Raw genomic sequence first — 21,652 nt, forward strand, 5'->3', positions numbered from 1 at the left:
TTAGGGATTCTTCAGGTACCGCACCTTCAAACAGCGAAGATCTTGCCCGGGTTCATGATGCCATTCGGGTCGAATACTGCCTTGACGGCTTTCATGTACTCGATTTCCACCGGCGAACGGCTGTAGGTCAGGTAATCGCGCTTGGTCATGCCCACGCCGTGTTCGGCCGAGATCGAGCCGTTGTATTTCTCGACGGTTTCAAACACCCACTTGTTGACCGTCGCGCACTTGGCAAAGAACTCGTCCTTGCTCAGGTTTTCCGGCTTGAGGATGTTCAGGTGCAGGTTGCCGTCGCCGATGTGGCCGAACCAGACGATTTCGAAGTCCGGGTAGTGTTTGCCGACGATCGCGTCGATTTCCTTCAGGAATGCCGGGACTTTCGACACAGTGACCGAAATGTCGTTCTTGTACGGAGTCCAGTGAGAAATGGTCTCGGAGATGTACTCGCGCAGTTTCCACAGGTTTTGCAGTTGGGATTCGCTCTGGCTCATCACGCCATCGAGCACCCAGCCCTGTTCAACGCAGTGTTCGAAGGTTTCCAGGGCGTGGTTGGCCACTTCCTCGGTGGTCGCTTCGAATTCCAGCAGCGCGTAGAACGGGCATTCTGACTCGAATGGCGCAGGCACGTCGCCACGAGCGAGGACCTTGGCCAGGGCCTTGTCGGAGAAAAACTCGAAGGCGGTCAGGTCCAGCTTGCTCTGGAAGGCGTGCAGCACCGGCATGATCGAATCGAAATCGGTGGTGCCGAGGACCATCGCAGTGAGGTTTTTCGGCGCGCGATCCAGGCGCATGGTCGCTTCGACCACAAAACCCAGGGTACCTTCGGCGCCGATGAACAGCTGGCGCATGTCGTAGCCGGTGGCGTTCTTGATCAGGTCGCGATTCAACTCCAGCAGGTCGCCCTTGCCGGTGACCACTTTCATGCCCGCCACCCAGTTGCGGGTCATGCCGTAGCGAATGACCTTGATCCCGCCGGCATTGGTGCCGATATTGCCACCAATCTGACTGGAACCGGCCGAGGCGAAGTCCACCGGGTAATACAGGCCCTTTTCTTCAGCCACGTTCTGCAGATGCTCGGTGACCACGCCTGGCTGGCACACCACGGTGCGATCAGTCAGGTTCACATCGAGGATCTGGTTCATGTAGTCGAACGAAACCACCACTTCGCCATTGGCGGCCACCGCAGCAGCCGACAGCCCGGTACGTCCGCCGGACGGCACCAGGGCAACCTTGTGCTGGTTGGCCCAGCGCACGATGGCCTGGACCTGCTCGGTGGTCTTGGGGAACACGATAGCCGTCGGGGCCGGGGCGAAATGCTTGGTCCAATCCTTACCGTAAGCATTCAGGGAGTCGGCGTCGGTCAACACCTTGCCAGGCTCAACCAGGGTCTTCAGCTCATCAATCAGGGCAGGATTGGTCATCGAAAGAACTCTCGAACAATTCATGGTCATCCTGAGAACGCTTCACGTCGCAGGAATGAGTGTTTAGCGGGGTGCATATGCTAGCATACCGACCCCGCAGGGTAGTGCCCAAAGGCTGTTCTGCGGTGACGGCGTTCCTGCCGTTCGGGTCAGCTCTGGGCTGCTCCCCTCCCTGCCATTTTTCTCCGGGATACAGGTTTACGCAGATGAGCAAGACTTCTCTCGATAAGAGCAAGATCAAGTTCCTTCTTCTCGAAGGCGTCCACCAATCGGCTGTCGACGTTCTCAAGTCGGCTGGCTACACCAGCATCGAGTACCTCACCGGTTCTCTGCCGGAAGCCCAGTTGAAGGAAAAGATCGCTGATGCGCACTTCATCGGCATTCGCTCACGCACTCAACTGACCGAAGAGATCTTCGATCACGCGAAGAAGCTGGTCGCCGTCGGCTGTTTCTGCATCGGCACCAACCAGGTGGATTTGAACGCTGCCCGCGAACGCGGTATCGCCGTGTTCAACGCGCCGTACTCCAACACCCGCTCCGTTGCCGAGCTGGTGCTGGCCGAAGCGATCCTGCTGCTGCGCGGCATCCCGGAGAAGAACGCCTCCTGCCACCGTGGCGGTTGGATCAAGAGTGCGGCCAACTCCTTCGAAATCCGGGGCAAGAAGCTGGGTATCGTCGGCTACGGTTCGATCGGCACTCAACTGTCGGTGCTGGCTGAAGGCCTCGGCATGCAGGTTTACTTCTACGACACCGTGACCAAGCTGCCACTGGGTAACGCCACCCAGGTCGGCAACCTGCACGAGCTGTTGGGCATGTCCGACATCGTCACCCTGCACGTTCCGGAAACCGCTGCGACCCAGTGGATGATCGGCGAGAAGGAAATCCGCGCCATCAAGAAGGGCGGCATCCTGATCAACGCCGCACGCGGCACCGTGGTCGAACTGGACCACCTGGCCGCAGCGATCAAGGACAAGCACCTGATCGGCGCCGCCATCGACGTATTCCCGGTGGAGCCACGCTCCAACGACGAAGAGTTCGAAAGCCCGCTGCGTGGCCTGGACAACGTGATCCTGACCCCGCACATCGGCGGCTCCACCGCTGAAGCGCAAGCCAACATCGGCCTGGAAGTGGCCGAGAAGCTGGTCAAGTACAGCGACAACGGTACGTCGGTGTCCTCGGTCAACTTCCCGGAAGTGGCCCTGCCGGCTCACCCTGGCAAGCACCGCCTGCTGCACATCCACGAGAACATCCCGGGTGTGATGAGCGAGATCAACAAGGTCTTCGCCGAAAACGGCATCAACATTTCCGGTCAGTTCCTGCAGACCAACGAGAAAGTCGGCTACGTCGTGATCGACGTCGACGCCGAGTACTCGGACCTGGCGCAGGAGAAGCTGCAACACATCAACGGCACCATTCGTTGCCGCGTGTTGTTCTAACGCTCAAGCGTCAATAAAAAGGGAGCCCCGCGGGGCTCCCTTTTTTATGCCTGGACGGATTACTTCACCGTCACAGTGATTTTTTCCGAAATGATCGGTGGCTCGAAGGCCATGTGATTTTTGTCGCCCAACTCCAGCTGCAAGGTGTGTGTGCCGGGAGTCAGGGTCAGTTCGGTTTCGGTCTGGGCCTTGCCGAAATGCACGTGCTGGGCGTCGGCCGGAATCACCTGGCCTGCGGCGATCGGGCCGGTATCGATCAGCAGGTGGTGGTGGCCGGTGTTTTTGGTGACATCGCCCGCCGGAGCCAGCGCTACGCCTTCAATGCCGAACTTGACCTTGAAGGTCTTGTCCACGGTGGCGCCATTTTCCGGGGTGACGATAAACGCCTTGGCCCCAGCCGGGGCGGGGGTCGCAGCGCTGGCCATCATAGAAGCACCGAGTAACAGACTGGCCAAAACAGCACGTGACATAAAGGTTTTCATTCTTTTCTCCAGTTTTACGCTTAATCTTTATGAGTGTGACAACTTCGTGGCGATTCGTTGTCGAAGGACCTCAACACCATAGCAAAGCGCGCCGCAGCAGCGCGCCGCACATAACGAATTCAAGGAGTGACCATGCGCTTTTTGCCTGGCCTGATACTGTTGCTGCCCCTTGTGAGCCCATTGGCTCATGCTGAACTGATTGACGATGTAAACGACCGTGGCGAACTGCGCATTGCGCTGGAAGCCGACACCCCGCCGTTCAACTTCAAGGATGACGGCCGGCTTACCGGCTTCGAAGTCGAGCTCGGCCAACTGCTGGCCAGGGAACTGGATGTACGCGCCGACTTCGTGGTGACCGATTCCACGGACCTGCTGCCAGGCGTCGAGAGCGGCAAGTACGACATCGCCATCAATCACATAGCACTGACCCCGGAACTCAAGGATCGTTTCGATTTCAGCGAACCTTACAGCTATTCCAGTGCACAACTGATCGTGCGCCAGGAAGAACAACGTCCGCTTGGCTCCCTCCTGGCCCTCAACGGCAAGGCCCTGGGCGTGGCGCAAGGCAGCCAGTTCGTCGACCAGGCCCGCAGCGTCGAAGGCATCGACCTGCACAGCTACCCCGACGCGCAGCAGCCCCTCAAGGACGTGGCCGACAAACAACTCGACGCCGCCATCAGCGATCGCCTGCTGATCCCCTATGCCATCCGCGACAGCCGGCTGCCGGTCAAGGAAGGCGCCAAGGTCGGCCCGACCCTGAGCCTGGCGATACCCTTCCAGAAGGGCAACCCGGCCTTCCAGGCCAGCCTCGACCAGGCCCTGCAACGGATCAAGAAAGATGGGCGCCTGATGGCGCTGTCGGAAAAATGGTTCGGCATGGACGCGACCCAGCCGCCAAAACCTTAATTGTCGATGGGGCCTTGTGGGAGCAAGCAGACGGAACGCCGCCCGGCGCGCTCCCACAGCGAATCTGCACAGCCCGTCAGGCAAGGCCAGCCAGCGCAGCCGCAGCTTCAGCCAGTTGCAGCTCGCTGAACACCTGCACCCCATGCCGGGTCAGCAGGGCTGCGGTGACGCCTTCACCGCTGACCTTGACCCCGCTGAAGGTCCCGTCATACGTCAGCAGATTGCCGCAGGACGGGCTGTTGGCCTTGAGCACGGCGATCCGGATGGCGTGCTGCTGCACCAGCGCCAGGGCCTGCTGTGCACCTGACAGGAACTCGGCGCTGACATCCTCGCCTTCAGTGGTGATCACCCGAGCGTGACCGTCCAGCACCTGCGCACCCTGACCGCCGGGAATCTCCGCCGCCGCCCGTGGCGTGGGCAAGCCACCGGCGACTTCCGGGCACAACGCGACCACCCGCCCTTCGGCGATCCACTGCTGCAATTGATCGAACGGGCCGCTGGCCCCACCGTCGTAACGTACGCGGTGGCCGAGCAGGCAGCGGCTGACCAGGATTTTCTGCATCATCAGAACAACTCGTTACCGCGACGACGAAACCAGCCGGTCAATGACAGGCGATCGCGGGTCGCGGGCAGGACTTCGTGGGGCACTTCACCCGACAGGAATACCACCAGGCAACCACCGATGGGTACCACATCGTGCTCCATGCCCTCCTCCAGGTACATGCGCAACTGACCGCCATGCTCCGGCAGCCAAGCGTCGTTGAGGTAGATCACCGCCGAAACCATGCGCCGGTCATCGTCGCGAAAGCGGTCGACATGCTTGAGGTAGAACGCCCCAGGTGGGTACAGCGCGAAATGGCTTTCGAAATCCTCAAGGCCCAGGTACAGGCCGCGATTCATGGCTTCGCGCAGGCTGTCCATCAAGCCCAGGTAAAGGTCGCACGCCTCGACCTGGCCCGGTTCCAGCCACTGGATGTGATCGCCACGGATACCCTCGCGAATCTCCGAAAACGGCCCGCGCCCGACGGCCGCCGGCGCCAGTTCACCTTCGGCCGCACGTTTACGGCACTCAGCCGCCAGTGCTCCGGTCAGAACCTGAGGCAGGAAAATGGGCTGCTGCGACCAGCCGCGCACAGCGAGGTCGTCCACGATACGTAACAGCAGCGGGTGATCGGAGGGTATTTGCATGGCGCGCATAGTATTCCTGCGCCAGCAAATCCGACAGCACCACATAGCGGAGGATCGTCGGATAAGCTGATGAACATGATACGAATTCTCGACAACCTGTGTCTGGCCCCGGAGAATAGTCGCCTGCCGACAGGAGTCCTTATGCGCCGTTTGCTTTTTTCACTGTTGATGCTCTGCACTTTCCCCTCCTGGGCAGACGGCCACGACCAGTTGTACAAGGTCGCCGGTTGGCCCGACCAGCGAGCGCATTTTAGCGATGCCCTCAGCGCCGCCCAGCAACGCTACCAAAGCAGCTTGCCGCCGGCGGTGTTCCAGGCGCTGGTCAATAACAGCAATCAGCGTTTTGCGCCGCAGGCCATGGATCGTCGGGCCGAAGCGCAATTGCGCAAGAACCTCGCCGACCCCAAGCCCGCGCTGGGGTTTTTCCAATCGCCGCTGGGTCGCAAGATCATTGCCGCCGAACTGCTGGCGACCCGGCGCGACCAACTGGCGAAGAACGCCAAGGGCCTGCCGAAAATCGAAGCCAGCGACACCCGTCAGTTGATCATTGGTCATCTGGCCCGTGCACTGCCGGCCCGTGAAGCCGGTGCCGAGGTCAGCCTGGCGATCGCCGGCGTGGCGGCGGACAGCCTGAGCCAGATGATTCCCGGCCTGCTCGGCGGCGGTCAGGCCCAGAGCATGTTGAACGGCCAGCGCCAGCGCCTGATGGAACAGATCGGCAGCGACCTGAACAACACCCTGCTGTATGTCTATCGCGACCTATCGGACGCGGAACTGGAAGAGTTCGCCAGCTTTGCCGAATCGGCCGAAGGCCAGGCGTATTACCAGGCAGCACTGGCCGCGATCCGCGCAGGCCTGGCCGTAGGCCAAAGCACCTCGAACCTGAATCAGTAAAGGTCGATGCCGGCAGGGGCGTTACGGATTACGCCCCTTGATCCGCTTGGTCAGAAACCCGAAGTACTCCTGGCGCAACGCCAGGGTTTCATTGGCCAGATGATGCCGAGCCTCGGGCAACTTCAACACCTGGGGCCGATCGAACTTGCCCGCCAACACTTCAAGGTTGTGCTGCCAATCCACCGTCATGTCCGCCTGGCCTTGAATGATCAGCGGCCGCCGGTGGCTGCGTGGGGCCGCTTCGATACGCTTGATCCAACGGGCCAGCGCGCCGACCCAGGCGGTCGGCAGACGCAGCGGTTGCAGCGGGTCGGCTTGCAGGAACGGCAGGAACGCCGGGTCGTTGGAGTTTTCACTGAAGCGCCGGGCGATGCCTTTGACGAAGGGCTTGAGCAGGTAGTAACTCAGGTGCGACCAACCCCAGGCACGCGGCCGCACCAGCGGCGACAGCAGCACCACCTGACCCTGCGCCGGGCTGTCTTGTCCCTGGTTGAGCACATGATCGATCACGATCGCCCCGCCGGTACTCTGCCCGCACAGGTGCCACGGCTGCGGCAAATCGATGGATTGCGCCTCGACGAACAGCCCCTGCAGGGTGTCCTGGTACTCGGCAAAATCGCGGATGCTCGCGCGCTCGCCGCTGGACAGGCCATGCCCCGGCAGGTCGCAGGCAATCACCGCAAACCCCTGATCCAGCGCCCACTCGATCACATGCCGATAGAGCCCGGTGTGGTCGTAGAAACCGTGAAACAGAAACAGCGTCGCCTTGGCCTGCTCGGGCCACCAGAACTGACTGACCAGCTCATAACCATCGACCTCGAACCGCCCCAGCCCGGTACGCAGGGTACGGCCCGCAAAGTCCAGGCCGTAGAACAGCTGATAGGCCCGGCCCTCCTCCGACAACGGCTGCGCGCAGGCCAGGGCTTGCAGGCTGGCGCGCAAATGATCGGCATTGAAGGTGGCAGGCATATCGGGATTCCAGCGCGAAACGGACTTTATGGGCCTGCGATATTCTTCTGTCGCGGCAAGCATGGCAAGCTACGCGACCTTCGAGGAAGCTTTCCCATGCGCCCGCACGCCCGCACGACACTGCTTGCCACCCTGCTCGCCCTGCTATGCGCCGGCGTCCTGTGGGCGGCCTATGACTGGTTCCAGGGACGCTACCTGCGGGCCTTCAGTTCGCACACGGCGGTGTTTTCCGGTGACCCCTTGCGCCTTCCCGAGCACCTGGCCGGCCCCGGGGCGATTCGCGTGGTGCATTTCTGGGACCCGGCCTGCCCCTGCAACGTCGGTAATCAACAGCACCTCGCCGAACTGCTCGAGCACTACGGGCCACAAGGCGTGCAGTTCTACGCGGTGCAAAAGCCCGGCAGCCAGGGCCAACTGCCCAGCACCTTGAGCAACCTCAAACCCCTCGAACTCCTCCCAGGCTCCGAGCAAGTCCCCGCCAGCCCCGCCGTAGCGATCTGGGACCGCGGCGGCAAACTGGCGTACTTCGGCCCCTACAGCGAAGGCCTGACCTGCAACTCCAGCAACAGCTTTATCGAGCCGATCCTGCAGGCCCTGAGCGACGATCGTCCGGTGAATGCCATCAACACTTTGGCGGTGGGTTGTTACTGTCCTTGGGCCAGTGACGCACCCTAGGGCATTCCGGACTTTTCAAAGTAGTGGCTGCCCGGCGCGCCGGCTCTGTGCTACATGTTGACCGCCCCGACAGGCGGTACCCTGACAAGAACAAGGAGTCACCATGAAACGCGCCCTGAGCTCACTGGCCCTGGTACTCGTGCTGCTGGCCGCCGCAGCCGGCTGGTATGTGTACAGCAAACAACCATCGCGTCAGGGTCAGGTGCAGTTGCAGCACCTGGAGGGCTCCGTGACCGTGCGCTACGACGAACGTGGCATCCCGCACTTGCGTGCCGGCAACGAGATCGACCTGTATCGCGCCCTGGGTTATGTCCAGGCCCAGGACCGGCTGTTCCAGATGGAAATCATGCGGCGCCTGTCCCGGGGTGAGTTGGCCGAGGTGCTCGGGCCCAAGCTGCTGGATACCGACAAACTGTTCCGCAGCCTGCGCATTCGCGAGCGTGCCGAGACTTATGTGGCCGCGCTGGATAAGGAATCTGCGGCGTGGAAGGCCCTGCAGGCCTATCTGGACGGGATCAACCAGTATCAGGACACGCACGCCGCGCCCGTGGAGTTCGATGTGCTGGGCATCGCCAAGCGGCCGTTCACCGCCCAGGACAGCATCAGCGTCGCCGGCTATATGGCCTACAGCTTTGCCGCGGCCTTTCGCACCGAGCCCCTGCTGACCTACGTGCGCGATCAGTTGGGCAACGACTACCTGAATATCTTCGACCTCGACTGGCAGCCCAAAGGCGTGCTGGCCCAGCAACACAGCAGCGCGCCGGCCCTCAGCAGCGCTGACTGGCAAGACCTCAACGCCATTGCCCGCCTCAGCCAGCAGGCACTGGCCGAGCACGGCCTGCCGCAATTCGAGGGCAGCAATGCCTGGGTAGTTGCCGGCAGTCGCACCAAGAGCGGCAAACCGCTGTTGGCCGGCGACCCGCACATTCGCTTCGCGACGCCTTCGGTGTGGTACGAAGCGCAGCTGTCGGCCCCTGGTTTCGAACTCTATGGGCACCACCAGGCGCTGGTGCCGTTTGCCTTCCTTGGCCACAACCTGGACTTCGGCTGGAGCCTGACGATGTTCCAGAACGACGACCTCGACCTGATCGCCGAGAAGGTCAATCCGGACAACGCCAACCAGGTCTGGTACCGCGGCAAGTGGGTCGACCTGATCAACAGCGAGCAACAGATTGCCGTCAAGGGCCAGGCCCCCGTAACCCTGACCCTGCGGCAATCGCCCCACGGCCCGATCATCAACGATGTCCTGGGCGCCAGCGCCGGCAAGACCCCAATCGCGATGTGGTGGGCGTTCCTCGATACCCAGAACCCGATCCTCGAAGGTTTTTACCAACTCAACCGCGCCGACACTCTGGCCAAGGCCCGAGCCGCGTCCGCCAAGGTCCAGGCTCCTGGGTTGAACATCGTCTGGGCCAATGCCAAGGGGGATATCGGCTGGTGGGCAGCCGCGCAACTGCCCAAGCGTCCGGCAGGGGTCAAGCCAGGCTTCATTCTCGACGGCAGCAGCAACCAGGCAGACAAGGACGGCTTCTACCCGTTCAGTGCCAACCCGCAGGAAGAGAACCCGGCCCGTGGCTACATCGTCTCCGCCAACTTCCAGCCATTGTCACCGACCGGCATGGAGATTCCCGGCTACTACAACCTGGCCGATCGCGGTCAACAGCTCAACCTGCAACTGAGCGACAAGAACCTCAAGTGGGACCTGGACAACACCCAGGAGCTGCAACTGGGCACCACGACCGCCTACGGTCAACGCCTGCTGGCGCCGTTGCTGCCGGTATTGCGCGAGGTGGTCAGCGACCCGCAGGAACGCCAGTGGCTGGATCAACTGAACGCCTGGCAAGGTGATTACCCGCTGGAGTCGACTAGCGCCACGCTGTTCAATCAGTTCCTGTTCAACCTGGCCGACGGGGCGCTGCACGATGAACTGGGCGATAGTTTTTTCGACACTCTGCTCACGACCCGGGTGATCGATGCCGCCCTGCCCAGGCTTGCGGCCAACCCCGATTCCCCTTGGTGGGACAACCGCGACACCCTGGGTCAGGAAACCCGTGCCGACGTGGTCAAGGCCGCGTGGCACGCCAGTATCGCCCACCTGAAAACCACCCTCGGCGCAGACGCCACGCAGTGGCAATGGGGCAAGGCCCACACCCTCACCCACGGCCATCCGCTGGGCACGCAGAAACCCCTGGAGCGGATTTTTAACGTCGGCCCGTTCGAAGCCCCGGGCAGTCACGAGGTGCCGAACAACCTCTCGGCGAAAATCGGCCCGGCGCCTTGGACCGTGACCTATGGCCCGTCGACCCGACGCATCATCGATTTCGCCGACCCGGCCCACGGCCTGACCATCAACCCGATCGGCCAGAGCGGTGTGCCGTTCGATGCGCACTATCAAGACCAGGCCGAGGCGTACATCGAGGGTGTCTACCACCAGGCGCATTTCAGCGAGGAAGAAGTGACCGCCAATACTCGCAGCACCTTGAAGCTATTGCCGGCGCGTTGACGTTGCAGGCACACGGCGGGCAGGCGCAGCCTCTCAAAGCACCGACGAAAAGTTCAGCCGGAACTGCAGCGGCGTCACGCCCAGGCGTCGATTGAACACGCTGCGCATGTGCTGGGCATCGCGAAATCCACACTGGTAAGCGACGGTCTTGAGTGCCGCCCGCGAGCTTTCCAGCATCACCCGGGCGGCGTCCACCCGCGCCTGCTCCACGAACTCGGCCGGGGTCACTCCGGCCTCTCGGGTGAACACCCGGGAGAAGTTGCGCGCACTCATGTTCGCCGCCACTGCCAGGTCGACAATGGCCAGGTCGCCCGTAAGGTTCGCCATCACGTAATGCTGGACCCGCGCCACCGGCGAGATTTCCTCGGCATAGGGCGTGAGGAACGGGCTGAACTGCGACTGCCCGCCCGCGCGCTGGGTAAACACCACCAGGCGCTTGGCCACGCTCAAGGCCACCTGCGGACCGTGGTCCTTTGCCAGCAGGTACAGCGACAGGTCGATCCCGGCCGTGACCCCGGCCGAAGTGAACAGCTCGCCGTCCTCGACATACAACCGGTCGGCCTCGACGCGGGTAGTCGGGCACAGTGCCGCCAACGCCGCGGCATCGCCCCAATGGGTGGTGACCGTCCTGCCGTCGAGCAATCCCGCGCGGGCCAGCAGGAAGGCGCCGTTGCAGATCGAGCCAAAGCGCCGGGCCCGGGCGCTGGCATCGCGCAGCCAATGGTCGAACGCCGGACCAAAATCGACAAAGGGCAATTGCGGCCCACCGGCTACCAGCAGCAAGTCGTAGGCCTGCAGCGCCGCGCTGAAGTGCTGGTGAGCCTGCAGGGTCAGGCCGTTGGAACATGGCAGCAGACCCTGTTCGACGCCGATCACCTGTAACTGGTAATGCTCCTCGGGCTCGAGAAAGCGGTTGGCCTCGGAAAACACATCCATGGGGCCGGTCACGTCCAGCGCCTGGACGCCGGAGAACACCACGATGGCAACGGTTTTACTCATGGCAAAATTCGCCTTCCAGGTATTGAAATGAAAATCGGCCATCACACGATCTGTAGCAGCTACAGGCATGCGTAGAACCTGGATTCAAACTTAGCCAATCCAGGCCCAACAAGCGAGGCTGGCGCGATATGCATGCTCATTGGCCGGGATTGCAGCCATGGATCGATTGTCCGGTTTCAGGGGGGCGAACAGACTGGTGACCTCAGCGCCGCCATGGCGCTCACCATGAGGAAACTCCCATGAGCACCACCATTGCCGGCATCAAGATTCCTGACAGCGCATTGGCCAAAGCCACCACCGAGTACATCCGCGACGTCGAATCCGACTTGCTGTACCACCACTCACGCCGGGTATTCCTGTTCGGTGCCTTGAGCGGCGAACGCCAGCAGTTGGCCTACGATCCGCAGTTGCTGTACGTCGGCGCGATGTTCCATGACCTCGGCCTGGTGGCTGGGTATCGCAGTGACGATGAGCGTTTTGAAGTCGACGGCGCCAACGCCGCAGCGGCCTTTCTCAAACCCTATGGCTTGAGCGATGACGACATCGAGCAGGTCTGGCTGTCGATCGCCCTGCACACCACCCCCGGCGTGCCCAAGCACCTGCGCCCGACCGTCGCACTGGTGACCGCCGGAGTCGAGATGGACGTGCTGGGCCTGGACTACGCGGCCTTTACCAGCACGCAGCGCAGCGCGGTGGTGCATGCCCACCCACGGGGTGAAGGGTTCAAGGAGTGCATCATCTGCGCCTTTGCCGACGGCTTGCGCCATCGTCCTCAGACGACCTTCGGCAACGTCAAGACGGATGTACTGGTGGATCAGGAGCCGGGGTTCCAGCCGATGAACTTCGTCCAGGTCATCCGCCAATCCCCTTGGGTCTCGTAAACAACGGTGGGTGTATGCGGGATCCGTGAGCAGCAAAAACTACTGAGGGTGTGCAGGAAATGTGAGCACCAAAAACCACTGTGGGAGCGGGCTTGCCCGCGATGGTCGTCAACGATGACGCGCCAAGCCAGGCTTAGCGCGGTGTCCTGACGTCCTTCGCGAGCAGGCTCGCTCCCACAGGGTTGATGGGTGTATGCGGGGTAGAGGGTTGACCACAGGATTGTGGTCAACCCTCCCGAATCAAGCCGCTTCCGGCGCCTGGGCCCGACGTGCGTCCGGCTGTTTCCAGGAGTCGGCAGCACTTTCTTCGATGGCCTGCTGGATCGCCCGCTTGCGGTTTTCTTCGGCGCGGCGGCTGAAGAACCAGACCAGGAACGTGACGATCGACACCGCCAACAGGATCAGGCTGGCCACGGCGTTGATCTCGGGTTTGACCCCCAGGCGCACCGCCGAGAACACTTCCATCGGCAGGGTGGTGGAACCCGGGCCCGAGACGAAGCTGGCCAATACCAGGTCGTCCAGCGACAGGGCAAACGACATCATGCCGCCCGCTGCCAGCGAAGGCGCAATCATCGGGATGGTGATCAGGAAGAACACCTTCCATGGCCGCGCGCCCAGGTCCATGGCTGCCTCTTCGATCGACAGGTCCAGCTCACGCAGGCGTGCCGACACCACCACCGCCACATAGGCGGCACAGAACGTGGTGTGGGCGATCCAGATGGTGACGATGCCCCGCTCCTGGGGCCAGCCAATCATCTGCGCCATGGCCACGAACAGCAGCAACAGCGACAGACCGGTGATCACTTCCGGCATCACCAACGGCGCGGTGACCAGGCCGCCGAACAGCGTACGGCCCTTGAAGTGGGTGATCCGGGTCAGCACGAATGCCGCCAGGGTCCCCAGCGCCACCGCGGCAATCGCGGTGTAGCAGGCGATTTCCAGCGAGCGCACCACTGAGCCCATCAGTTGGCTGTTATCCAGCAGGCCGACGTACCACTTGATCGACCAGCCGCCCCACACCGTCACCAGTTTCGAGGCGTTGAACGAGTAGATCACCAGGATCAGCATCGGCAGGTAGATGAACAACAGACCCACTACCAGCATCAGGCTGGAGAAACGGAAGCGCTTCATTCTTTACCCTCCATTTCCTTGGCCTGACTGCGGTTGAACAGGATGATCGGCACAATCAGGATCGCCAGCATCACCACCGCCAGGGCGGACGCCACCGGCCAGTCACGGTTGTTGAAGAACTCTTGCCAGAGCACTTTACCGATCATCAGGGTTTCCGGACCGCCCAGCAGTTCCGGGATCACGAACTCACCCACCACCGGGATGAACACCAGCATGCAGCCGGCGATGATGCCGTTCTTCGACAGCGGGATGGTGATTTTCCAGAAGCTGTTGAAGGTGCTCGAACCCAGGTCGGACGCGGCTTCCAACAGGCTGGTGTCGTGTTTTACCAGGTTGGCATAGAGCGGCAGGATCATGAACGGCAGGTAGGAATAGACCACGCCGATATAGACCGCCAGGTTGGTGTTGAGGATCTGCAGCGGCTCATCGATAAAGCCCATGCTCATCAGGAAGCCGTTGAGCAGGCCGTTGTTGCTGAGGATGCCCATCCACGCATACACGCGGATCAGGATCGCGGTCCAGGTCGGCATCATGATCAGCAGTACCAGGACGGTCTGCATTTCCTTGCGCGCACTGGCGATGGCGTAGGCCATCGGGTAGCCGATCAACAGGCACAAAATGGTGCTGATCAGCGCCATCTTCAACGAACCGAGGTAAGCGGCAATGTACAGCTCATCCTCGCTGAGCATCGCGTAGTTGCCCAGGTTGAGCAGCACCTGCAGCTTCTGCTCAACGAAGCTGTAGATCTCGGTGTACGGCGGAATGGCCACGTCTGCTTCGGCGAAGCTGATCTTCAACACGATGAAGAACGGCAACATGAAAAACAGGAACAGCCACAGGAAAGGAACGCCGATGACCAACTGGCGGCCACCGGGAATTATTCGACTGAGTCGACGCTTGAGTTTTCGCATGTTCATGAGCGCAGTACCACGCCGCTGTCGTCTTCCCACCAGACGTAGACCTGGTCACCCCAGGTCGGACGCTGGCCCCGGCGCTCGGCGTTGGCCACGAACGATTGCACCAGCTTGCCGCTCGGCAATTCGACGTAGAACACCGAGTGCCCGCCCAGGTAGGCGATGTCGTGGACCTTGCCGCTCGACCAGTTGTGCTCGCAGGTCGGCATATCGGCAGTGACCAGCAGTTTTTCCGGACGAATCGCGTAGGTCACCGACTTGTCTTGCACCGAGGTGCTGATGCCGTGGCCGACGTAGATGTTGCGGTCCAGGTCCTTGCAGGTGATCAGCGCATGGCCCTCGGCGTCGTCCACCACTTCACCTTCGAAGATGTTGACGTTGCCGATGAATTCGCAGACCAGGCGGCTGGTCGGGGTTTCGTAGATGTCGATCGGGCTGCCGATCTGGGCAATCCAGCCCAGGTGCATGATCGCGATGCGCTCGGCCATGGTCATGGCCTCTTCCTGGTCGTGGGTCACCATGACGCAGGTCACGCCGACCCGCTCGATGATCTCCACCAACTCCAGTTGCATCTGCGAACGCAGTTTCTTGTCGAGGGCGCCCATCGGTTCGTCGAGCAGCAGCAGTTTCGGCCGCTTGGCCAGGGAGCGGGCCAAGGCGACACGCTGGCGCTGGCCACCGGAGAGCTGGTGCGGCTTGCGCTTGGCGTACTGGCTCATCTGCACCAGCTTGAGCATCTCGGCCACCCGGGCGTCGACTTCGGCGGCCGGGATCTTGTCCTGCTTGAGGCCGAAGGCGATGTTCTGTGCCACGGTCATGTGCGGGAACAGCGCGTAGGACTGGAACATCATGTTGATCGGCCGCTCGTACGGCGGCATATCGGTGATGTCCACGCCGTCGAGGAAAATCCGCCCCTCGGTCGGACGCTCGAAACCGGCGAGCATGCGCAGCAAGGTCGATTTGCCCGAACCCGAACCGCCGAGCAAGGCGAAGATTTCGCCTTTCTTGATTTCCAGGGACACATCGTCCACGGCAATCGTCTCGTCGAACTTCTTCGTGACCCGGTCGATTTTGACCAGCACCTGTTTAGGTGTCTGGTCGCCCTCGAGGGCTTTCTTGTAGGCGCCGGAGGCAACTGCCATTTACGAAACTCCCAACAAAAAGAGTGCGGTTCGCCCAATACGGGCGAACCCTTGGATAGTTTGAGCCTTTGTCACTATTTACCCGACTTGACCTTGGTCCAGCTGCGGGTCATCAAACGTTGAATGTTCGGTGGCAGCTCGATCGACACGTAGGTCTTGTCGAGGACCGCCTGGGGCGGATACACCGACTCGTCTTCGCGGATCGACTGTTCCATCAATTTGTCCGACCCCGGGTTCGGGTTGGCATAGCCCACGTAATCGCTGACCTGGGCAATCACCTCAGGCTTGAGCAAGTAGTTGATGAAGGCATGGGCTTCTTTGACGTTGGACGAATCCTTGGGAATCGCCAGCATGTCGAACCACAGGGCACCGCCCTCTTTCGGGATCGAGTAGGCGATGTTCACGCCTTTGCCGGCCTCTGCTGCCCGGGCCTTGGCCTGGAACATGTCGCCAGAGAACCCGATGGCCACGCAGATGTCGCCGTTGGCCAGGTCCGCGATGTATTTGGAGGAGTGGAAGTACGTCACGTAAGGCCGCACCGCGAGCAACTTGGCTTCGGCCTTCTTGTAATCGGCAGGGTTGGTGCTGTTGGCATCCAGGCCCATGTAGTTGAGGACTGTGGGCATCATTTCATCGGCGGAGTCGAGGAACGCGACGCCACAGCTTTGCAGTTTCTTGATGTTTTGGGGCTCGAATACCGCTGCCCAGGAATCGATCTTGTCGACCCCCAGTACCGCCTTGATCTTGTCGACGTTGTAACCGATGCCGTTGGTACCCCACAGGTACGGCACGGCGTACAAGTTGCCCGGGTCGTTCTGTTCCAGGCGCTTGAGCAGCACCGGGTCGAGGTTGGCGTAGTTGGGCAGTTGCGACTTGTCGAGCTTCTGGAAAGCCCCGGCCTTGATCTGCTTGCCCAGGAAGTGGTTGGACGGCACAACCACGTCATAACCTGTGCGGCCGGCCAGCAACTTGCCTTCCAGGGTTTCGTTGGAATCAAACACGTCATACACCGGCTTGATGCCCGTGGCTTTTTCGAAGTCCGCCAGGGTCGATTCGCCGATGTAGTCCGACCAGTTATAAATATGCACGGTGGGGGCGGCTTGCACACTGACTGCGAGTGTCAGACCGGCGCCAATCAGCATGGTTTTACGAAACAAAGAAATAGGCAAGTGGAGGTCCTCTGAAATAGTTGGGCCCAAGTTGCCCAGCGTTACATGACAGCCATGGCTGCCTGGCAACAAAACCGGCGCGCAACTTACCCTCGATAAACCGATCCAGCAAAACTTTTATGCAGATACACCTGTGGGAGCGAGCCTGCTCGCGATGGTCGTCAACGATAACGATGGGTTCCTGACACCCCGCGGCGCTCTCAGGTTCATCGCGAGCAAACCGCAAGCGGGCACCCGCTCCTACAAGGGTTCTACTTGTTATTTACCCGATTTGATCTTGGTCCAGCTGCGGGTCATGATCCGCTGGGTCGCAGCCGGCAAGTCGGCAATCGCGTACAGCTTGGCCAGGACGTCCGCCGGTGGATAAACACCCGGGTCGCCGGTGATGTCTTTATCGACCAGTGGGGTTGCAGCGGCGTTACCGTTCGGGAAGCGTACGGCGTTGGTAATCTCGGCCATGATTTCCGGCTTCTGCAGGAAGGTCATGAACTTGTAGGCGCCTTCGACGTTCTCGGCATCTTTAGGGATGGCGACCATGTCGTAGAAGCTGCCTGCACCTTCTTTGGGAATGTTGTAGCTGACCTTGACCTTGTCACCGGCTTCACTGGCGCGGGTCTTGGCCTGGTAGATGTCGCCCGAGTAACCGATAGCCACGCAGATGTTGCCGTTGGCCAGGTCGGAAATGTACTTGGAGGAGTGGAAGTAGCCGATCGAAGGACGCACTTTGAGGAACAGCGCTTCAGCTTCGGCCAGTTGTTTTTTATCCTGGCTGTCGGTTGGGTAGCCCAGGTAATGCAGTGCCACCGGAATCATCTCGGTTGGCGAATCCAGGACGCTGATCCCGCATGCTTTCAGCTTGGCGGCGTTTTCCGGCTTGAAGATCAAGTCCCAGGAGTTGGTCGGTGCGTCGTCACCCAGTGCAGCCTTGACCTTCTCGGCGTTAAAGCCGATGCCGATCGAGCCCCACATGTACGGGAAGGCGTGCTCGTTACCCGGGTCGCTGACCGAAACGGCCTTGAGCAAGTCGGTATTGAGGTTTTTCCAGTTCGGCAGCTTGGACTTGTCCAACTTCTGGTAGACACCGGCCTTGATTTGCTTGGCCAGGAAGTTGTTCGACGGCACGACGATGTCGTAGCCGGACTTGCCTGCCAGCAACTTGGCTTCCAGGGTTTCGTTACTGTCGAAGACGTCGTAGACAACCTTGATGCCCGACTCCGCCTCGAACTTCTTGACGGTGTCCGGCGCAATGTAGTCGGACCAGTTGTAAACGTGCAGTACTTTGTCATCTGCCTGAACCGCGCCCGCCATCACGCCCATCAGGGACATGGCAAGGAGTGTCTTGCCTGCGAGCTTTTTACCGAGTGCCTTCATGCGTAATGCTCCAAATTTTTCTTTTTTGAACCACCTGTTCCGCGCCGAACCCGGGCGACTGGAACCGTGGCTAGTCTGGCAACATCCATGGCGGTCTTTCAAGGAAAGGCCAAGCTTTCTGACCGCTCTGAGCGAAAGTTCATACAACTCCCGCTCAGAGCCTAGCACTTAGCCCTGCAACACACTCAGGGTCAGGTCCAGGCACTTGCGTGCCTTGGCCACCAGCTCATCGATTTCTGCCGGTGTGATCACCAGCGGCGGAGCGATGATCATGGTGTCGCCCACTGCGCGCATGATCAGCCCGTTGTCGAAGCAGAACTGCCGGCAGATCATGCCCACACCCTTGCCTTCGTAACGTTTGCGCGTGGCCTTGTCCTGAACCAGTTCGATTGCCCCCAACAGCCCTACTCCGCGAACTTCGCCCACCAAAGGGTGGTCGTTCAGCTCACGCAGACGCTTTTGCAAATACGGTGCCGTTTCTGCGTGGACGCGCTCGATAATTTTTTCGTCGCGCATGATGCGGATGTTTTCCAGGGCCACTGCTGCTGCCACCGGGTGACCGGAGTAGGTAAAGCCGTGGTTGAAATCACCGCCCTCGTTGAGTACCTCGACCACGCTGTCACGCACGATCAGGCCACCCATAGGGATGTAGCCTGAGGTCAGGCCCTTGGCGATGGTCATCATGTCGGGCTTGAGGTCGTAGAAATCGGAACCGAACCACTCACCGGTGCGGCCGAAACCACAAATCACCTCATCGGCGACGAACAGGATGTCGTACTTGGCGAGGATTTCCTTGATGCGCGGCCAGTAGCTTTCAGGCGGCACGATCACACCGCCGGCGCCCTGGATCGGCTCGGCAATAAAGGCGCCGACGTTGTCGACACCGACTTCGAGAATCTTTTCTTCCAACTGGTTGGCAGCCCAGATCCCGAATTCTTCCGGGGTCATGTCGCCACCTTCACCGAACCAGTAGGGTTGCGGAATGTGCACGATGCCCGGGATCGGCAAGTCGCCCTGTTCGTGCATATAGGTCATGCCGCCCAGGCTGGCGCCGGCCACGGTCGAACCGTGGTAGCCGTTTTTGCGGCTGATGATGACTTTCTTGTTCGGCTGGCCCTTGATCGCCCAGTAGTGGCGAACCATACGCAGCATGGTGTCGTTGCCTTCGGAGCCGGAACCGGTGAAGAACACGTGGTTCATGCCTTGCGGGGCAATGTCGGCAATCGCCTTGGCCAGTTCCAGCACCGGTGGGTGAGCGGTCTGGAAGAACAGGTTGTAGTACGGCAGCTCGCGCATCTGTTTGCTGGCGGCGTCCGCCAGTTCGTCGCGACCGTAGCCGATGGCCACGCACCACAGGCCGGCCATGCCGTCGAGGATCTTGTTGCCTTCGCTGTCCCACAGGTAAACGCCCTTGGCGCTGGTGATGATGCGCGGGCCTTTTTCCTTGAGCTGCTTGAAGTCACTGAACGGCGCCAGGTGATGGTCGTTGCTCAGGCTTTGCCATTCACGGGTTTGCGGGTTGTTGCTAGTCATAAAGCGCTCCTTCCTAGTGAGGTGAGGGTGCGGCTGGTGGGCCGCACCCGGCGTGTCAGACGGCGAATAGCAGGAATTCCCGTTCCCACGAACTGATCACGCGCTTGAAGTTTTCATGCTCGGCCCGCTTGACCGCGACGTAGCCAGTGATGAAGTTGTGACCCAGGTATTTCTCGATGGTCTTGCTGTTTTCCATACGCTCCAGGGCGTCTTCGATGGTCAACGGCAGACGCAGGTTGCGTCGCTCGTAACCACGTCCAACTACCGGGGCGCTTGGGTTGAGGCCTTCGACCATGCCGATGTAGCCGCACAACAGGCTCGCGGCAATCGCCAGGTACGGGTTGGCGTCGGCGCCCGGCAGGCGGTTTTCCACCCGACGGTTCTGTGGCCCCGCATCCGGAACCCGCAGGCCCACGGTGCGGTTCTCTTCGCCCCATTCCACGTTGACCGGTGCCGAGGTGTCCGGCAGGAAGCGGCGGAACGAGTTGACGTTGGGGGCGAACAGCGGCAGCAGTTCAGGGATGAACTTCTGCAGGCCACCAATGTGATTGAGGAACAGCTGGCTCATGGTCCCGTCTTCATTGGAGAAGACGTTCTTGCCAGTCTCGATGTCGATGATGCTCTGGTGCAGGTGCATGGCGCTGCCCGGCTCGCCCGTCATCGGCTTGGCCATGAACGTCGCGGCCACGTCGTGCTTGAGCGCGGCTTCGCGCATGGTGCGCTTGAACACCAGGATCTGGTCGGCCAGGGACAGTGCGTCACCGTGACGGAAGTTGATTTCCATCTGCGCCGTGCCGTCCTCGTGGATCAGCGTGTCCAGGTCCAGCTCCTGCAGTTCGCACCAGTCGTAGACGTCTTCGAACAACGGGTCGAATTCGTTGGCGGCTTCAATGGAGAACGACTGGCGACCGATCTCCGGACGCCCGGAACGGCCGATCGGCGGTTGCAGCGGATAGTCCGGGTCGTCGCTGCGCTTGGTCAGGTAAAACTCCATTTCCGGCGCCACGATCGGCTGCCAGCCCTTGTCGGCATAGAGTTTGAGGACCTTCTTGAGCACGTTGCGCGGCGACAGCTCGATCGGGTTGCCCTGCTTGTCGTAGGTGTCGTGGATCACCTGGGCGGTCGGCTCGATGGCCCAGGGCACGAGGAACACTGCGTTCTGGTCGGGACGGCAGATCATGTCGATGTCGGCCGGGTCGAGCAGCTCGTAATAGATGTCGTCTTCGACATAGTCGCCCGTCACTGTTTGCAGCAGCACACTCTCGGGCAGGCGCATGCCTTTTTCGGCAATGAACTTGTTGGTCGGCGAAATCTTGCCGCGGGTGATCCCGGTCAAGTCGGCGATCATGCATTCGACTTCTGTGATCTTGTGGTCTTTCAACCAATCGGTGAGCTGGTCGAGGTTGTTACTCATAAATGCCTCTGGGCTGAGTGTCCTGACTTCATTAAGAGTCAGGCGATGTTTGACGCATCCGCGTCGCGTTGTCGTGTCTGGGCCATGGCCAAGCCATGCGGGTTAAAGCTTACCTGCCATTGGGGCCTGGTTTGCACACTTGCAGCAAAAGCCGTGCGTGCAGGAACACCAACGCCGGCGCGAATCAATGGGCAGGGAGTGGCAACGCGTGCAGAATCATGAGCAGTTCCCGGCGTACTCGCAGGACCGCTATAGTGAACAGGATCTATATTGGAGGAAGTGCCACTAAAGAGAGGGGGTTCCACAACGTCCAGAATATCGGACGGGGATAGCTGCTCCGGCAACGCCGGCAGGCCCTTGGCCGCCGCGCGGACGGACGTGTCGCCACTGATGTGGCACGCATGCAGACCGATCTGCCTGGAGCAGGTGGTCACGCCGATTGACGGCAGGCGAGACATGAAGCACCCCGGTATTATTGCTGTTATGGGTTTGATTCGAGCTTAGCCTTGTTCATTTTTTTACACAACACCCCCGTAAAAAATACAACACGGCCCGCTCAAGCCTGCGGGCGGCAACGAAGGGAAAGGGATCAAAACGCCCCAAACTGCCTCAAAAATGCCCTTC

19 protein-coding genes and 1 pseudogene are annotated in these 21,652 nt (G+C 60.9%); 6 read left to right on the forward strand and 14 right to left on the reverse strand.

All coding sequences use genetic code 11. The annotated features are described in order from the left end of the window. Positions 1–26: 26 nt before the first annotated feature. Positions 27–1,421 (reverse strand): FAD-binding oxidoreductase, encoded by a 1,395-nt coding sequence (locus QMK50_RS12640; protein ID WP_095164653.1) that lies wholly within the window; start codon positions 1,419–1,421, stop codon positions 27–29. 206 nt (positions 1,422–1,627) lie between these two features. Here QMK50_RS12640 and serA point away from each other — a divergent pair, with 206 nt between their 5' ends. Beyond that, a complete protein-coding gene (gene serA / locus QMK50_RS12645) occupies positions 1,628–2,857 on the forward strand; it encodes a phosphoglycerate dehydrogenase (protein ID WP_095164654.1) in 1,230 nt (409 codons plus the stop codon). 59 nt (positions 2,858–2,916) lie between these two features. Here serA and QMK50_RS12650 read toward each other — a convergent pair whose 3' ends face one another. Next, positions 2,917–3,339: a DUF4399 domain-containing protein gene (locus QMK50_RS12650; RefSeq protein ID WP_320333226.1), complete on the reverse strand. Its 423-nt coding sequence runs from the start codon at positions 3,337–3,339 to the stop codon at positions 2,917–2,919. Positions 3,340–3,471: 132 nt separating this feature from the next. Between QMK50_RS12650 and QMK50_RS12655 the strand changes: the two genes are divergently transcribed. Next, positions 3,472–4,245, forward strand: coding sequence for a transporter substrate-binding domain-containing protein (locus tag QMK50_RS12655; RefSeq protein ID WP_095164661.1), 774 nt, complete (start codon positions 3,472–3,474; stop codon positions 4,243–4,245). 76 nt (positions 4,246–4,321) lie between these two features. Here QMK50_RS12655 and QMK50_RS12660 read toward each other — a convergent pair whose 3' ends face one another. Continuing rightward, complete coding sequence (locus QMK50_RS12660; RefSeq protein ID WP_320334514.1) at positions 4,322–4,807, reverse strand: DUF523 domain-containing protein; 486 nt, start codon at positions 4,805–4,807, stop codon at positions 4,322–4,324. A 2-nt stretch (positions 4,808–4,809) separates the two neighbouring features. After that, the gene (locus tag QMK50_RS12665) at positions 4,810–5,442 is read right to left on the reverse strand and encodes a 2OG-Fe(II) oxygenase (RefSeq protein WP_162530217.1); all 633 of its coding nucleotides are present in this window, start codon (positions 5,440–5,442) and stop codon (positions 4,810–4,812) included. A gap of 132 nt (positions 5,443–5,574) precedes the next feature. On the opposite strand from QMK50_RS12665, the gene QMK50_RS12670 reads away from it, so the two are divergent. Further along, the gene (locus QMK50_RS12670) at positions 5,575–6,327 is read left to right on the forward strand and encodes a DUF2059 domain-containing protein (protein WP_095164665.1); all 753 of its coding nucleotides are present in this window, start codon (positions 5,575–5,577) and stop codon (positions 6,325–6,327) included. A 21-nt stretch (positions 6,328–6,348) separates the two neighbouring features. Here the strand turns inward: QMK50_RS12670 and QMK50_RS12675 are convergent, their stop codons facing one another. Further along, on the reverse strand, positions 6,349–7,296 hold the full coding sequence (locus QMK50_RS12675; protein WP_320333227.1) for an alpha/beta hydrolase: 948 nt from the start codon (positions 7,294–7,296) through the stop codon (positions 6,349–6,351). A 96-nt stretch (positions 7,297–7,392) separates the two neighbouring features. On the opposite strand from QMK50_RS12675, the gene QMK50_RS12680 reads away from it, so the two are divergent. Continuing rightward, positions 7,393–7,971, forward strand: a complete 579-nt coding sequence (locus tag QMK50_RS12680) for a DUF6436 domain-containing protein (RefSeq protein ID WP_159998468.1) — start codon at positions 7,393–7,395, stop codon at positions 7,969–7,971. A gap of 103 nt (positions 7,972–8,074) precedes the next feature. Then, positions 8,075–10,474: a penicillin acylase family protein gene (locus QMK50_RS12685; protein ID WP_159998470.1), complete on the forward strand. Its 2,400-nt coding sequence runs from the start codon at positions 8,075–8,077 to the stop codon at positions 10,472–10,474. A 33-nt stretch (positions 10,475–10,507) separates the two neighbouring features. Here the strand turns inward: QMK50_RS12685 and QMK50_RS12690 are convergent, their stop codons facing one another. After that, positions 10,508–11,473, reverse strand: a complete 966-nt coding sequence (locus QMK50_RS12690; RefSeq protein WP_320333228.1) for a GlxA family transcriptional regulator — start codon at positions 11,471–11,473, stop codon at positions 10,508–10,510. A gap of 239 nt (positions 11,474–11,712) precedes the next feature. Here QMK50_RS12690 and QMK50_RS12695 point away from each other — a divergent pair, with 239 nt between their 5' ends. Continuing rightward, entirely contained in the window at positions 11,713–12,354 is a 642-nt protein-coding gene (locus QMK50_RS12695) for an HD domain-containing protein (RefSeq protein ID WP_320333229.1), read from the forward strand. A 240-nt stretch (positions 12,355–12,594) separates the two neighbouring features. On the opposite strand, the gene QMK50_RS12700 is transcribed toward QMK50_RS12695, so the two are convergent. The 8 genes and pseudogenes from QMK50_RS12700 to QMK50_RS12735 form a co-directional block, all read right to left on the reverse strand. Beyond that, positions 12,595–13,485: an ABC transporter permease subunit gene (locus QMK50_RS12700; RefSeq protein WP_095164687.1), complete on the reverse strand. Its 891-nt coding sequence runs from the start codon at positions 13,483–13,485 to the stop codon at positions 12,595–12,597. After that, positions 13,482–14,363 (reverse strand): ABC transporter permease subunit, encoded by an 882-nt coding sequence (locus QMK50_RS12705; protein WP_174244642.1) that lies wholly within the window; start codon positions 14,361–14,363, stop codon positions 13,482–13,484. Before QMK50_RS12705 ends, QMK50_RS12700 begins: the two co-directional genes overlap by 4 nt. Positions 14,364–14,398: 35 nt before the next feature. Continuing rightward, positions 14,399–15,541, reverse strand: a complete 1,143-nt coding sequence (locus QMK50_RS12710) for an ABC transporter ATP-binding protein (RefSeq protein ID WP_095164689.1) — start codon at positions 15,539–15,541, stop codon at positions 14,399–14,401. Positions 15,542–15,615: 74 nt separating this feature from the next. Further along, positions 15,616–16,710 (reverse strand): polyamine ABC transporter substrate-binding protein, encoded by a 1,095-nt coding sequence (locus tag QMK50_RS12715; RefSeq protein WP_095164690.1) that lies wholly within the window; start codon positions 16,708–16,710, stop codon positions 15,616–15,618. A 258-nt stretch (positions 16,711–16,968) separates the two neighbouring features. Further along, positions 16,969–18,081: a polyamine ABC transporter substrate-binding protein gene (locus QMK50_RS12720; RefSeq protein ID WP_095164692.1), complete on the reverse strand. Its 1,113-nt coding sequence runs from the start codon at positions 18,079–18,081 to the stop codon at positions 16,969–16,971. A 168-nt stretch (positions 18,082–18,249) separates the two neighbouring features. Further along, a complete protein-coding gene (locus QMK50_RS12725; RefSeq protein WP_159998479.1) occupies positions 18,250–19,614 on the reverse strand; it encodes an aspartate aminotransferase family protein in 1,365 nt (454 codons plus the stop codon). A 55-nt stretch (positions 19,615–19,669) separates the two neighbouring features. Then, the gene (locus QMK50_RS12730) at positions 19,670–21,028 is read right to left on the reverse strand and encodes a glutamine synthetase family protein (protein ID WP_095164694.1); all 1,359 of its coding nucleotides are present in this window, start codon (positions 21,026–21,028) and stop codon (positions 19,670–19,672) included. Between the two features lie 161 nt (positions 21,029–21,189). Continuing rightward, positions 21,190–21,486 (reverse strand): annotated as a pseudogene (locus QMK50_RS12735) (gamma-glutamyl-gamma-aminobutyrate hydrolase family protein); the annotation flags it as partial. Between the last annotated feature and the right edge of the window lie 166 nt (positions 21,487–21,652).

Origin of the sequence: Pseudomonas sp. P5_152 (assembly GCF_033989915.1) — a bacterium.
Taxonomy (GTDB): domain Bacteria; phylum Pseudomonadota; class Gammaproteobacteria; order Pseudomonadales; family Pseudomonadaceae; genus Aquipseudomonas.